Source organism: Gordonia sihwensis (assembly GCF_029632925.1).
Classification (GTDB): Bacteria; Actinomycetota; Actinomycetes; order Mycobacteriales; family Mycobacteriaceae; genus Gordonia; species Gordonia sihwensis.
Genome location: NZ_CP121248.1, coordinates 1,472,646 through 1,487,106 on the forward strand (window position 1 = coordinate 1,472,646; position 14,461 = coordinate 1,487,106).

The following is a 14,461-nucleotide window of genomic DNA, read 5'->3' on the forward strand; positions in this document are numbered from 1 at the left end:
TGCGGCTTCAGTACACGTCGCGGACGTACCGGCCTTCGGCGGAGAGCGCCCGCAGATAGTTCTCGGCGCCGGACGGCGCGAGACGCCCGTGTTCGGCCACGATCTGCTTGAGGGTGTCGTCCACGTCGCGCGCCATGTGCTTGGCGTCGCCGCAGACGTAGACGTGCGCGCCGCGCCGCAGCCACTCCCAGATCTCCGGGGCGCGCTCGCGCATCAGATGCTGGACGTACACCTTCTCCGGCTGGTCGCGCGAGAAGGCGGTGTCCAGTCGCGTGAGGACCCCGGCCTCCCGGAACCCGGCGAGCTCGTCTTCGTAGTAGAACTCGGTGGCGCGGTGGCGTTCACCGAAGAAGATCCAGTTGTCGCCGGCGGCCCCGGACGCGGCCCGCTCGTGCAGGAAGGCCCGGAACGGAGCGATTCCGGTTCCGGGACCGATCATGATCGCCGGAGCCTCCGGGTCGACGGGCGGGCCGAACTTCTTGTTGGGCGTGATGAAGATGCGCGCGAGGTCGGCGGGGCCGCGATCGGCCAGGAATCCCGAGCACACGCCCCGGCGCGGCGCGGACTCGTCGCCGAACCGCACCACCGAGACGGTGGCCTCCACCCGTTCCGGGTGCGCGGACGGACTGGAGGAGATGGAGTAGAGGCGGGGGCGCAGCCGTCGGCACACCGAGAGCCACTGCGCCGCGGTGGCCGAGACCGGATGAGTGGCCAGTAGGTCCACCGACTGGCGGTTCCACGCCCAGTCGGCGAAGCCGGCCGGATCGTCGAGGAGGGCGCGCAGTTCGGAGTCGCCCGTCCGCTCGGCGACGAAGGCGACCAGATCGCGGGAGCAGTCGGCGATCTCGTAGTCCTCGGTGAGCGCCTGCCGGAGCGGGACGGGGGCGCCGTCGACGGTCACCGCCTCCGCGCCGTCGAGCCCCGTGCGCGCGAGCCATTCGTCGACCAGCGTCTCGCTGTTGCGCGGCCACACGCCGAGGGCGTCTCCGGCGGTGTACTCGAGGGAGCCCGGCGGCAGATGAAACGCGATGCGGCGCACCTCCTTCGCTGTACCCGTCGTCAAGACTGCGTTCTCCAGCACGCGCGCGGTGAACGGGTTCTTCCGTGAATAGCCCGGAGCCGGAGGGGATTCGGCGCAGGTCCGGGAGTCGGCAGCGGTGTCGGGGTCGTCCGGCGAGGCCGGTGAGTCCAGCACGGCGACCACCCCGGCGAGCCATGCGGCGGCCGCGGTGTCGTAGTCGGGCTCGCAGTATCCGGCGGGCGCGATCCGCTGCGCGTCCAGCGTCGCCAGCCGTGCGTCCAGTTTGCGGGCGAAACCGCAGAAATCCGCATACGACGAGTCGCCGAACCCGAGAACTGAGAAGCGCAGTCCGTCCACGTCTTGCGCGCACGCGCCGGCGAGCGCGTCCCACAGTCCGACGGCGGCATCCGGTGCGTCGCCGTCACCGGTGGTCGAGACGATGAACAGGACGTCGCCGACCAGGTCGCCGAGTCCGGTGCGTTCGGCGCTCGCATCGATCACGTCGAAGCCGGCGTCGCGCAATGCGCCGGCGCATTGCGCCGCGTACTCCTCCGCGGTGCCGGTCTGCGACGCCCATACGAGCCGGATTCTGCGCGCCGGTGAATCGACGACGGACGCGGATCCGGGTCCCGTCATCGGAACCCGGGAGAAGTATCCGGCCAGCACTCCGTCGACCCAGATCCGGGCCGGCTCCGAGAGCGGCGCCTGTGACGGGACCGTCGGAACCGCGTCGCGGGGCGGATTGGCGGTCAGGCCGCGCAGCAGACCCGCCAGATAGCCGCGCTCGGTCTCGGTCAGCACGGGCTCGCCGGCGTCGACGCGCAGGGCGACGGCCAGCGACGACGATTCGGTCGCGGTCGGATCGGCGGCGGTCGGATCGGCGGTGGTCATGGGCGGCTCCTGGTTATCGGGCACCGGTCCGGAGAGCCGGGTGAGCGCCACGGCGCACGCCTTGAACTCCGGTTGCAGCGAATCGGGGTCGACGGCATCGGTGGTCACGGCGTTCACCGCGAGCATCTCGCCGAAGGCGTCGGACCAGTGCATGGGGACGAAGCAGACGCCGGCGCTCACCGCGTCGTCGACGCGCGCGGGTACCCGTACCGCGCCGCGGCGGGATCGCACCTCCACCATGTCTCCGTCGCCGATACCCGCCGGGCGTGCGTCGTCGGGATGGATCTGCACGAAGGAGCCGGGGTCGAGCCGGCAGAGTTTCGCGACCCGGCCGGTCTTCGTCATGGTGTGCCACTGGTGCGCCAGCCGACCGGTGGTCAGGACCATCGGATAGTCGTCGTCGGGGAGTTCGGCGGGCGGCATGTGCGGGCGGGCGAGGAACCGCGCGCGCCGGTCCGGGGTGGGGAAGAGGGGACCGGGCTCGGCCGGGTCGTCGCTGAGGTAGCGGATCGGATTGCGCGCCGGTCCGCCCGGCGCCGCCGGCCACTGAACGGGTCCTTCGCGCAGCCTCGCGTAGTCGACGCCGCGGAGGTCCCAGCCGGTCCGCGGATTGTGGAAGCCGCGGATCTCGTCGAACACGGCCGCCGCGTCGGCGTGCGAGAACCCGTCGCGGAAGCCCATGCCGCGGGCGATCTGGGAGATCAGCTCCCAGTCGGCCCGCGCCTGGCCCGGCGGCGCTACGGCGGGGGAGGTGAGACTGATGCTGCGTTCGGAGTTCACCATCGTCCCCTGCGCTTCGGTCCACAGTGCGGCGGGCAGCACGATGTCGGCGTATTCGCAGGTCTCGGTTCCGGTGAAGGCCTCCTGGACCACGACGAAGTCCGCGCGCCGGAGGGCCTGCACGACGGTCGAGCGGTTCGCCACCGAGGCCACCGGATTGGTGCAGATGATCCACGCGGCGCGGATGCGGCCATCGGCCATCGCCTCGAACATGTCGACGGTGCCGCCGCCCGGATCGGTGCTCAGCGTCCCCGGTTCGAGACCCCAGGCTGCCTCCACGTCGGCGCGGTCGCCGGCATCGAGCGCGCTGCGCTGCCCGGGCAGGCCCGGACCCATGTAGCCCATCTCGCGACCGCCCATCGCATTGGGCTGCCCGGTCAGCGAGAACGGGCCGGATCCCGTCCGGCAGATGGTTCCGGTGGCGAGATGGAGGTTGCAGACGGCATTGGTGTTCCACGTCCCGTGCGTCGACTGATTGAGCCCCATCGTCCACAGGGTCATCCAGTTCTCGGCGCCGGCGAGGATGCGGGCCGTCTCCCGCAGGGCGTCCTCGTCGACGCCGGTGAGTTCGGCGACTCGTTCGGGCGGGTAGTCGTCGAGCATCGCGGCGAGCGCGTCCCACCCCCGCGTGTGCGCGGCCACGAACTCCTCGTCCAGCCCGCCTTCGTCGACGATGAGCCGCAGCAGGCCGTTGAGCAGTGCGAGATCGGTGCCCGGCCGGACCGGGAGATGGATGTGCGCTTTGGTGGCTGTGGCGGTCCGCCGCGGATCGACCACGATCAGCCGGGCGCCCGCGGCCACCCGGTCGAGGAGGCGCAGGAACAGGATCGGGTGGCAGTCGGCCATATTGGAACCGATCACCAGGAAGGCGTCGGCGTGGTCGATGTCGTCGTAGCTGCCGGGCGGTCCGTCGGCACCGAGCGACTGCTTGTAGCCGGTCCCCGCACTCGCCATGCACAGCCGGGAGTTCGATTCGATCTGGTTGGTGCCGAGGAAGCCTTTGACCAGCTTGTTCGCCAGATACTGTGCTTCGAGTGACATCTGGCCGGAGACGTACACCGCGATGGATTCGGGGCCGTGGCGGTCACGGATCCGTGTCAGTCGGCGGGCGGTCTCGGCGATCGCGTCGTCCACGTCGGCGGGTCGGGCGTCACCGTCGCGCCGCTCCCGGATCAGAGCGGTGGTGAGTCGTCCGGGGGCGCGCAGCATGTCGACGGTGGTGGCGCCCTTGGTGCACAGCCTGCCCCGATTGGCCGGATGGCTCTTGGTGCCCCGCGCCCCCGTGACGGCCCCGTCCGCGACGTCGAGGGTCAGTCCGCATCCCACGCCGCAGTAACCGCACACGGTGTCGACGGCAGTGGGAGCCAGCGGTTCCAGGGACATGCCAGTCACGGTTCCGTGGAACTGTTTCGGCGCGTGCAGAGCGGCGTTACAGCCAGGTCAACTATCGGGACACCTCCTTCCCAACCGAGCGCTTGTTAGGGTATGAAGGACGGCATGCGAGATGCAGTGATTGTCGATGCCGTCCGTACTCCGATCGGTAAGCGGAACGGCGGCCTGTCCGAGATCCATCCCGGCGACCTGAGCGCGCACGTGCTGTCGGCGCTGGCCGACCGCGTGGGTTTCGATCCCGCCGGCGTGGACGACGTGATCTGGGGGTGCGTCAGCCAGGTCGGCGACCAGGCGGGCAGCATCGGTCGGGTCGGCGTGCTGGCCGCGGGCTGGCCCGAGTCCGTTCCGGCGACCGTCGTCGACCGTCGGTGCGGCTCGAGTCAGCAGTCGGTGCATTTCGCCGCCGCCGGCGTGATCGCCGGACAGTACGACATCGCCGTCGCCGGTGGCGTGGAGTCCATGTCGCGCGTACCGATGGGTGCCGCACGCGGTGACGGTGCTCCCTATCCGGCGTCCGTGCTCGACCGATACGGCGTGGATGGCTTCAACCAGGGCCTCGGCGCCGAGATGATGGCCAAGCGCTGGAACTTCAGCAGGCAGCAGCTCGACGAGTACTCGGCCCGCTCGCACGAGCGCACCGCCGCCGCGCAGGACGCAGGCGCCTTCGATGCGCAGATCGCTCCGATCCCGGGCGGCCTCGCCGTCGACGAGGGGTTGCGCCGCGGCACCACGGCGGAGAAGCTCGGCGGGCTCAAGACCCCGTTCGACCCCGAAGGCGTCATCACCGCGGGCAACGCCTCGCAGATCTCCGACGGTGCCGGCGCCCTGCTGGTGACGACCAGCGAGATCGCCGCGGCCAACGGCTGGCGACCGATGGCGCGGGTGCACACCGCGACCCTCGCCGGCGACGACCCGGTCATCATGCTCACCGGACCGATCGCCGCCACCGCCAAGGCGCTGGACCGCTCGGGACTGGCGGTGTCCGACATCGGCGCCTATGAGGTGAACGAGGCCTTCGCGCCGGTCCCGATGGCCTGGCAGGCCGAGATCGGTGCCTCCGACGACGTCCTCAATCCAGTCGGCGGTGCCATCTCGGTGGGCCACCCGCTCGGCGGGTCGGGCGCGATCCTGATGACCCGGCTCGTCCACCACATGCGCGACAACGGGATCCAGTACGGTCTGCAGACCATGTGCGAAGCTGGAGGTATGGCGAACGCAACGATTCTGGAACTTCTGTGAGCGGCGACGTGCTGCTGGTCGAGCGCGACGGCGACGTCGTGACCTGGACCGTCAATCGACCCGAGACTCGCAATGCCATCTCCGAGGACGATGCCATCGACGCACTCGTCGACGCCGCGACGGCGGTGAACCGGGACCAGTCGGTCCGGGCGGTGATCCTCACCGGCGCCGGTTCGGCCTTCTCGGCCGGCGGCAACGTCAAAGACATGGCGGCCGCGGCGGGTCTGTTCGGCGGGGCTCCGCACCAGCAGCGCGTCGGTTATCGCGAGGGCATCCAGCGGATACCGCGCGCGATGTACGCGCTCGAGGTGCCGGTGATCGCGGCCGTCAACGGCCCCGCGGTGGGCGCCGGGTGCGATCTGGCGCTGATGTGCGACATCCGGATCGCCTCGAACACGGCCTTCTTCGCCGAGAGCTTCGTGAAGCTCGGGCTGATCCCCGGCGACGGCGGCGCGTGGCTGCTGCCCCGGGCGATCGGGCCGGCGCGGGCCGCAGAAATGGCACTGACCGGCGATCGCGTCGACGCCGCGACGGCGCTCAAGTGGGGCATCGTCTCGCGCGTCGTCGAACCGGCCGATCTGTTGCCGACCGCTCGTGAGATCGCGTCGCGGATCGCCGCGAACCCACCGGTGGCGGTGCGCATGACCAAGAAGCTCCTGCGGGAGTCCTCGCAGCAGACCCTCGACCAGCTGCTCGAGCTCTCGGCGACCATGCAGGCGGTGGCGCACCACACCGAGGACCATCGGGAGGCCGTCGCCGCGTTCCTCGAGAAGCGGCCCGGACGGTTTACCGGGGCGTAGTCGCCGTGCGGGTGGTCGTCGTGGGTGCGGGCATCGCCGGGTTGACCGCTGCCGCGGCCCTGGTCCGCGACGGCCATGACGTGGTCGTTCTCGAATCTCGACGGCAGTCGACCGGCGGCGCGGGCATCAGTCTCTGGCCGAACGCGCTGGCAGCACTGGACTGGATCGGCCTCGGCGACGCGGTCCGGTCGCAGTCGGCACGCGTGGGCGGCGGAGCACTGAGGTGGCGAGACGGAACGTGGATCCGGAAGCCTCCGCCGGGCGCGCTCGCCGCGGCGGCCGGCGAGGAACTCGCCGTCATTCTGCGGGGAACGCTGCACGAGGTGCTCGCCAGTGCGCTGCCCACCGACTCGGTGCGCACCGGTGTCGCCGTGCAGACCGTGCGCACCGTGGGCCGCGAGGCAGTCGTGACCCTGGCCGGCGGTGCTCAGATGCGAGCCGATCTCGTCGTCGGCGCGGACGGAACGCATTCCCGTATCGCCCGCGGTTTCAACGACCGTCTGTCGAGCAGGTACGCCGGGTACACCGCGTGGCGTGGCGTGGCCGACATCTCGATCGACCCCGATCTCGCAGGCGAGATGATCGGCCCGCGGTCGCAGTTCGGCGCGGTGCCGCTTCCGGCCGGGCGGACGTACTGGTTCGCCACGGCACAGGCCCCGGAGGCCGCGGTCTTCGACGACGAGCGCGCCGAGGTCGCTCGCGTCGGCAGAGGCTGGCCGGAGCCGGTCGACGCGGTGATCGCAGCGACGCCGTCTTCGGCGCTGATGCGACACGACCTGTACGACCGGCCCGTCGCACGCCGGTGGCACGACGGTCGTGCGGTGATCATCGGCGACGCTGCTCACCCGATGCGTCCGCATCTGGGGCAGGGCGGATGTCAGGCGATCGAAGACTCCGTCGTACTGGCGGCCGCTCTCCGCACGAGTGCGGGTCCGGAGGATGCACTGCAGCTCTTCCATGACGTGAGGCGTCGCCGAGTGCGGCGGGTGGTCCGTGAATCACAGATGATCGGCCGCATTGTGAATGCGCCGCAAACCCTGTTCTGGGGCCGCGTCATTCGGGTAAGTCGAATTCTTCCGGATCGCATCCTCCTGCGCCATTTGTGCGATATCGCGGGCCGTGACGCATTCACGAGGCAATTGGCGCCAGTGCGTTCTGCTCGATGACTCGACGGCCGCCTGAACTCCGCCTCACCCGATCATGACGTCGCCGTGGAACATGTTCGGAGTCGCGCCCGGCGCGCAACCGTGGAACGACGAGGTCGCCATCGGACCCATCACCCCGACTTCGTTCATCATCCCGCTGCCCTTGCGGACGGAGATCTTCACCGCGTACGCGCCGCTGAGCTGGGCGGGGACGATGTTGGGGGAGGTCTCGGTGATCGGGTAGACGAGCGAGGCGGTGTCGCCGTGTGTCCAGATGCACGTCACCGGGCCCTTCACCTGGAACGGAGTCTTGTGCATACCGTCCATGATCGTCGCGACGTAGGTCCCGTGGGTCTTGCCGTCCATGTCGCGTGCACCTTGCGCCTCGATGTTCAGCAGGTGGACGCCGGGGGCGATCATCAAGTCGCCGTCGATCGCGAGTTTCGCCGGATCGGTCATGTGCGGTGCGGCAGCGGCCATGCCGGGCGCCGCGGCGGCGCCGAGCAGGGAGAGGGCGCCGATTCCGGCCACCGTCGCCGTCCGAACGATTCGATTGTTCATGTCGGTATCTCCTTTGACTGCATGCATCTGACGACGAATACGACGCTACGCCGAAGTCGTCGTTGTGAGAACAGCTGAATGCTGTCGCAAACGAAAGGAAGTCACCGAATTTCGCGGTGGCACCGGATTCGTCGGAAATGCGCGTGAATCTCGGGTGTGAGTGACTGTTCTCGAGCGGAGGGGCGAGCGTCGACGAGAGTCTAAGAATATCGAATTACACTATTGCCATATGAGATTCAATCACATAATATGGGTACATACGTTCGATATGTGTTGCAGGGGAGGCGGACATGACGAACCCGAGCATCGACGCTGCGGGGGTGGGTGGCGTCGACACGTCTGACGCTGCCGCACAGGATCTCGCCGACATCACCGCGGTCGCGGAGATCGCCCGTCAGGAGTCCCACCTTGCGTGGTTGCGGCTCGGGCACCTGTATGCGATGCAGCGGCGTCGTGCCGCGGGCTCGGCCGGTGACGTCGAGTCCGCACGACTGCTGGCCGATGCCACCGCCATCGTGGGCGCTGAGGCCGCTATCGTGCAGGCGGTCTCGAAGGACACCGGTATCCGACAGGTCACCCTCGCCGTCGAAGCCTCCGAACGTCTGCCGCAGACCGCACGCCTGCTCCGCGACGGAGTCATCAGCGCACGTGCATTCGGCGCCATCGTCCTGCAGTGCGGCGCGGTCACCGACGCCGCGCTGATGGCAGCCATCGACGCCGAGATCGCTCAGGACCTCCGCGGGCACGGCGCTGTGTCGATGAGTGTGGCCGAGCAGACCGCGCGCCGGTTCGTCGCCGAGTACGACGCCGACGGGGTGCGCGACAAACGCCGCGCCAACACGCCCGGCGTCACCATCGCCCACGACGTCGACCAGTCCGCCCTCACCGTCGCCACCCGCGCGGAGGACGTGACTCTGATGGACAAGGCCACCAGGGCGCGCGCCGCCCGGGTGTGCGAGGCGGACTCCCGCACCGTCGGCCAGCGGCGCGCCGATGTGGTCGTCGCCGCCGTACTCGGCACCCGGTTCGGCTGCGACTGCGGCCGCGATGACTGCCCGGCACGTGCGGCCGAGGAAGAGGTCCGGGCGCAGTTCGCCAAGATCGTCGTGCACGTCGTCGTCGACGCGTCCACATTGTCCGGCGGCGGGGACAAGGCCGCCTATCTCGACGGTTTCGGCGTGATCGACGCACATCACGCGAGGGAGATCGCCGCTCGCGCGGATGCGACGGTGCGGCCGCTCGACATCGCAGGCTTGGCCGAGCAGACCGCGCAGGCAGGCAACCCGTACCGCCCGACCGCTGCCTGCGACGCCGCCGTCCGCGCCGTGCACGGCACCTGCTCGGTGCCCGGCTGCAACCGGTCAGCGTGGGCGTGCGATCTCGATCATGTCTGCGAGTACAACCATGCCCAGCCGGCAGCTGGCGGGCAGACCTGCCCGTGCAACTTGAATCCGAAGTGTCGTTTCCATCATCTGATCAAGACCTACGCCGACGGCTGGCTGGATGATCAAGTCGTCGATGCGAATGGCGTGATCTGGACCGAGACCACCACGCCGTCGGGCTACACCGTCCGGGCCCGCGCCAGGAACCACTGGCTCCTGCCCGACCTCGGTTCGGTGCCGTGCCTGCACGGCGCACCCGTCGCGCCCGGATTCGTCGACACGACGACGCAGCCGGGACGGTCACGGACCCGTACTCAGGCCAAACACGCGTACCGAATGCGGCTCCGGTCGCAGCGCCGCTGCGGTGAGAGTCCTGTCCTCGACAGTCCGGGCGAACCGCCCTTCTGAGTCGGTCCCGGACTCACCGTCGCCACCGGTGAGATTCCGGCCACGTCCCTCTCGTCGGGACGAGGCTCCACCTCGTCGTGCGGCGAACCAGCGTCTCTGCAGGTCAAAGCGCCCCCAGCAGGACTCGAACCTGCGACCTAGAGATTAGAAGGCTCTTGCTCTATCCATCTGAGCTATGGAGGCTTGCCGGCCCTCGACAGGTGCCGGCGAAGGACTACTATATCCCGTCCTACAGTGGACACCATGACAGTGACGTCCGCCGGGCCGGCGGAGCAACCAGTGCGCGATCGGCTGACCGACCCGTCGGGGGTGCGGTCGGTCCTCATCGCGCTGCTGGCAGTCGTCGGATCGATCGCCGCGGTCATCGTGACCGCGGCGTCGGCGGCGACGGCGTTGCAACTGACCGGTGTGCCCGATCCGGGGTGGCTCACCACCTACGGGATGCCGGTGATGACGGTGATCGGCCAGCTCAGCGCCGCCATCGGTCTCGGCTGCGTGGTGTTCGCCGCCTTCTTCGTGCCCTCGCAGGACAACGGGGCGCTCGACGTCGGCGGCTTCCGCGCCATGCGCTGGGCGGCCACGTCGATGACTGTCTGGGCGGTGTGCGCCTTGGCGATGATCCCGCTGTCGATCTCCGACGTCAGTGGCTCACCGCTCTCCGAGACCCTCGTCCCGAAGAACCTGATGACCGCCTACGGGGTGGTCGCCGACGGCCGCTACTGGCTGTGGACCGCGATCTTCGCCGTGCTTGCGGCGGTGGTGGCGCGGGTGGCGATGCGCTGGGGATGGACGTTCCTCGCGATGGCGCTGGCGCTGCTGTCGCTCATGCCGTCGGCGCTGCTGGGGCATTCGTCGGCCGGCGGTGCGCACGATCTCGCGACCAACAGCTTGATCCTGCACATCGTGGCGGCCGCCCTATGGATGGGTGGGCTGATGGCCGTCCTGGCGTATGCGTTCGGTGACGGCCGGTGGCGGACGCTCGCCGTGGCCCGTTACTCGCGGGTGGCGTTCTGGTGTCTGCTGGTGGTGGCGCTCAGCGGCATCATCAACGCGCTGGTCCGCATGTCCCTGGGGGATCTGCTCACGACCACCTACGGTCTGGTGGCCGTCGGAAAGTTCGTCGCGGTGGTCCTCGCCGGACTACTCGGCGGCCTGCACCGCAAGGTCACGATCGACGAACTCGCAGCCACCGACGAGCCGCGCAAGTCGCTGTTCGTGCGGTTCGCCGTCGTCGAACTGGTGGTGTTCGCGGTCGCCTTCGGCCTCGGCGCCGGGCTGTCGCGCACGCCGCCGCCGGTGTTGGGGACGGCGAACGTCTCGCCGATGGAGTTGAAGATCGGATACGACCTCGACGGTCCGCCGACCTTCACGAAACTGTTCGTCGACTGGCGCTTCGACCTCATCTTCGGCACCTTCGCGATCGTCGCGGCCATCGTCTACCTGCGGGGCGTGTACCGGCTGCACAAACGCGGAGACAAGTGGCCGGTGGGCCGGACGGTGTCGTGGCTGCTCGGCTGCGCGGCGCTGTTGATCGCGACCTCATCGGGTTTCGGCCGGTACGCGCCGGCGATGTTCAGCATCCACATGATGAGCCACATGATGCTGTCGATGCTGGTCCCCGTACTGCTGGTCCTCGGCGGCCCGGTGACGTTGGCGCTGCGCGCGATCCCGCCCGCCGGACGCGGCAACCCGCCCGGGCCGCGTGAATGGATCCTCACCGCGATCCACAGCCCGTACTCGCGCTTCATCACCAATCCGTTCATCGTGGTCACACTCTTCGTCGGCAGCTTCTACGTGCTGTATCTGGGCGGACTGTTCGACGCGGTGGTCGAGAACCACTCCGCGCACCTGCTGATGAATCTGCACTTCCTGGTCAGCGGGTATCTGTTCTACTGGCTCGTGATCGGGATCGATCCCGCACCGCGGCAGATCAGTCCGGTGGCCAAGCTCGGCGTCGTGTGGGGATCGCTGCCGTTCCACGCCTTCTTCGGCGTCGCGCTGATGATGACCGGCTCGATCATCGCTGAAACCTACTACCGCTCGCTGCAGCACCCGTGGAATTTCGACATGGCGGCCGATCAGCGGATGGGCGGTGGCATCGCATGGGCGACCGGTGAGTTCCCGCTGGTGGTGGTGATGCTGGCACTGCTGATCCAGTGGCACCGGCAGGACGATCGCGCGGCCCGCAGGTTCGACCGCAAGGAGGAGCGGGACGACGACGCCGAGTTGGAGAGCTACAACCAGATGCTGCGGCGGATGAACGCCCCGGCACCCGTGTCCGCCGAGGCCGAGACGGGAGCCGAGGATCTCGCAGCGCAGGGCGACGGCGAGAGATAACCGCCGCGGCCGGGCCCGCCCGGCGGGCGGCTATGCGATCGCGAGTTGGAGTTGGCCGAGCTGAAGCGCACGCTGATGCTCGATCCAGCTGCGGAAATACACCAGGCCCGAGTGGTAGTCGAGGTGTCCGGCGGTCCACGTGCGCGCGGCGTGTGCCACGTCGGCGGTCATCTCGCCCGCCTTGTGGAGCAGTCTGCGCATGAACGAGGTCACGCGGTGCGCCCATTCGAACTCGGTGGACAGGACGCCGAGGCCGAGGAAGAAGGTCACCCAGCCGGGGCCCGGGATCGGCAAGGGGATCATCACCAGGCCGGCGAGCACCAGAAGTGTGCCGACGAAGCCGACGCCGATGCGGTAGAAGCGGTTGAGGACCGGTTGCTGACGGATCGCATAGCGTCGTCGCCGGTGCCAGATCTTCAACCGGAGTCGCATCGTGGACAGATCCCCTCGTCGTCGTAGCGGTTACCCACAGGTAACGGGTGGCCCCGCAGGGCGGTTCCCAGTGTGACACACCACACTGTGGATCGTCAGGTGCGCAGCCGTGTGTCACGTATTCGACCCACGGCCCGGGGCACGCATCGCCGCGGCGGCCGGGTACCGCGGCCGTCCGGAATCGGCCCGCGCCGGGACCGATAGGATGGACCACAGAACCATGCGCCGGCGCAGAGGCGTTCGGCCAGCATGTCCGAAGAGCAGTCATTTTCAGAGCAATCATTTCGTCGCAGCGAAGGCTGCAGGCAGGAGCTGTAACCGGTGGCCGGTGAGTTCATTTACACGATGAAGAAGGTGCGCAAGGCGCACGGCGACAAGGTGATCCTCGACGACGTCACCATGAGCTTCTACCCCGGAGCCAAGATCGGTGTCGTCGGTCCCAACGGCGCGGGCAAGTCGTCGATCCTGAAGATCATGGCCGGGCTCGACCAGCCCAGCAACGGCGAGGCCTTCCTCGATCCGGAGGCCACCGTCGGCATCCTCCTGCAGGAGCCGCCTCTCAACGAGGAGAAGACGGTCAAGGAGAACGTCGAGGAGGGCATGGGCGAGATCAAGGTGAAGCTCGACCGCTTCAACGAGATCGCCGAGCTCCTGGCCACCGATTACTCCGACGAGCTGATGGAGGAGATGGGCAAGCTCCAGGAGGAGCTCGACAACGCCGACGCCTGGGACCTCGACTCGCAGCTGGAGCAGGCGATGGACGCCCTGCGGTGCCCGCCGCCGGACTCTCCGGTCACGAACCTCTCGGGCGGTGAACGCCGACGGGTGGCGCTCTGCAAGCTCCTGCTCCAGAAGCCCGACCTGCTGCTCCTCGACGAGCCGACCAACCACCTCGACGCAGAGAGCGTGCTGTGGCTGGAGCAGTTCCTGGCGAACTACCCGGGCGCCGTGCTCGCCGTGACGCACGACCGCTACTTCCTCGACCACGTCGCTCAGTGGATCTGCGAGGTGGACCGCGGCAAGCTGCACGGCTACGAGGGCAACTACTCGGCCTACCTGGAGAAGAAGGCCGAGCGCCTCGAGGTCCAGGGCAAGAAGGACCAGAAGCTGCAGAAGCGCCTCAAAGAGGAGCTCGCGTGGGTCCGCTCGGGCGCCAAGGCCCGCCAGACCAAGAACAAGGCCCGCCTGGCCCGCTACGAGGAGATGGCGGCCGAAGCCGAGAAGCACCGCAAGCTCGACTTCGAGGAGATCCAGATCCCGACCCCGCCGCGGCTGGGCAACGTGGTGGTCGAGGTGAGTCACCTGGACAAGGGCTTCGACGGTCGCGTGCTGATCAAGGACCTCTCGTTCACTCTGCCCCGCAACGGCATCGTCGGCGTGATCGGCCCCAACGGCGTCGGCAAGACGACCCTGTTCAAGACGATCGTCGGGCTGGAGCAGCCGGACTCGGGCGAGGTGAAGGTCGGCGAGACCGTCAAGCTCAGCTACGTCGATCAGGGTCGCTCGAACATCGATCCGAAGAAGACGGTGTGGGAGGTGGTCTCCGACGGTCTCGACTACATCGAGGTGGGCCAGAACGAGATGCCTTCGCGCGCCTACGTCAGCGCCTTCGGCTTCAAGGGCGCCGATCAGCAGAAGCCGTCCGAGGTCCTCTCGGGCGGTGAGCGCAACCGGCTGAACCTGGCGCTGACCCTGAAAGAGGGCGGCAACCTGATCCTGCTGGACGAGCCGACCAACGACCTCGACGTCGAGACTCTCAGCTCGCTGGAGAACGCGCTGCAGGAGTTCCCCGGCTGCGCCGTCGTGATCTCCCACGACCGCTGGTTCCTGGACCGGACCTGTACCCACATCCTGGCGTGGGAGGGCAACGTCTCCGAGGGCCAGTGGTTCTGGTTCGAGGGCAACTTCGAAGCCTACGAGGCCAACAAGGTGGAGCGTCTCGGTGCCGACGCGGCCCGCCCGCATCGCGTGACGCACCGTCGCCTCACTCGCGACTGAACGGTCCGCCGCCGAACCGCGGCACCGAACCCGAACAGAGCCGATCCGGAACGTCCGGATCGGCTCTGTCGCTCT

General features: G+C 68.7%; 9 protein-coding genes and 1 tRNA gene. 6 read left to right on the plus strand and 4 right to left on the minus strand.

Annotated elements, in window-relative coordinates:
• Positions 1-7: 7 nt before the first annotated feature.
• Positions 8-4,075 carry a bifunctional nitrate reductase/sulfite reductase flavoprotein subunit alpha gene (locus P5P27_RS07130; RefSeq protein ID WP_062367601.1) on the minus strand — a complete coding sequence of 1,356 codons (4,068 nt, stop codon included), beginning with the start codon at positions 4,073-4,075 and terminating at the stop codon, positions 8-10.
• A gap of 114 nt (positions 4,076-4,189) precedes the next feature.
• Here P5P27_RS07130 and P5P27_RS07135 point away from each other — a divergent pair, with 114 nt between their 5' ends.
• From P5P27_RS07135 to P5P27_RS07145, 3 genes are read left to right on the plus strand one after another with little or no spacing between them, the layout of a single operon-like run.
• Entirely contained in the window at positions 4,190-5,323 is a 1,134-nt protein-coding gene (locus P5P27_RS07135; RefSeq protein WP_045537008.1) for a thiolase family protein, read from the plus strand.
• Complete coding sequence (locus P5P27_RS07140) at positions 5,320-6,123, plus strand: crotonase/enoyl-CoA hydratase family protein (RefSeq protein WP_045536980.1); 804 nt, start codon at positions 5,320-5,322, stop codon at positions 6,121-6,123. The genes P5P27_RS07135 and P5P27_RS07140 overlap by 4 nt, the downstream gene beginning before the upstream one ends.
• A gap of 20 nt (positions 6,124-6,143) precedes the next feature.
• On the plus strand, positions 6,144-7,289 hold the full coding sequence (locus P5P27_RS07145) for an FAD-dependent monooxygenase (protein ID WP_423201246.1): 1,146 nt from the start codon (positions 6,144-6,146) through the stop codon (positions 7,287-7,289).
• Positions 7,290-7,313: 24 nt separating this feature from the next.
• Here P5P27_RS07145 and P5P27_RS07150 read toward each other — a convergent pair whose 3' ends face one another.
• Positions 7,314-7,829, minus strand: a complete 516-nt coding sequence (locus tag P5P27_RS07150; RefSeq protein WP_006896606.1) for a hypothetical protein — start codon at positions 7,827-7,829, stop codon at positions 7,314-7,316.
• A 290-nt stretch (positions 7,830-8,119) separates the two neighbouring features.
• Between P5P27_RS07150 and P5P27_RS07155 the strand changes: the two genes are divergently transcribed.
• Complete coding sequence (locus tag P5P27_RS07155; RefSeq protein ID WP_052692365.1) at positions 8,120-9,619, plus strand: HNH endonuclease signature motif containing protein; 1,500 nt, start codon at positions 8,120-8,122, stop codon at positions 9,617-9,619.
• A 109-nt stretch (positions 9,620-9,728) separates the two neighbouring features.
• Here P5P27_RS07155 and P5P27_RS07160 read toward each other — a convergent pair.
• Positions 9,729-9,802, minus strand: a tRNA-Arg gene (locus tag P5P27_RS07160).
• A gap of 60 nt (positions 9,803-9,862) precedes the next feature.
• Here P5P27_RS07160 and P5P27_RS07165 point away from each other — a divergent pair.
• Complete coding sequence (locus P5P27_RS07165; protein WP_006896609.1) at positions 9,863-11,956, plus strand: bifunctional copper resistance protein CopD/cytochrome c oxidase assembly protein; 2,094 nt, start codon at positions 9,863-9,865, stop codon at positions 11,954-11,956.
• A gap of 30 nt (positions 11,957-11,986) precedes the next feature.
• Here P5P27_RS07165 and P5P27_RS07170 read toward each other — a convergent pair whose 3' ends face one another.
• Positions 11,987-12,388, minus strand: a complete 402-nt coding sequence (locus P5P27_RS07170; RefSeq protein ID WP_006896610.1) for a TIGR02611 family protein — start codon at positions 12,386-12,388, stop codon at positions 11,987-11,989.
• Positions 12,389-12,733: 345 nt separating this feature from the next.
• Between P5P27_RS07170 and ettA the strand changes: the two genes are divergently transcribed.
• Complete coding sequence (gene ettA / locus P5P27_RS07175; RefSeq protein ID WP_039867534.1) at positions 12,734-14,386, plus strand: energy-dependent translational throttle protein EttA; 1,653 nt, start codon at positions 12,734-12,736, stop codon at positions 14,384-14,386.
• Positions 14,387-14,461 lie beyond the last annotated feature (75 nt).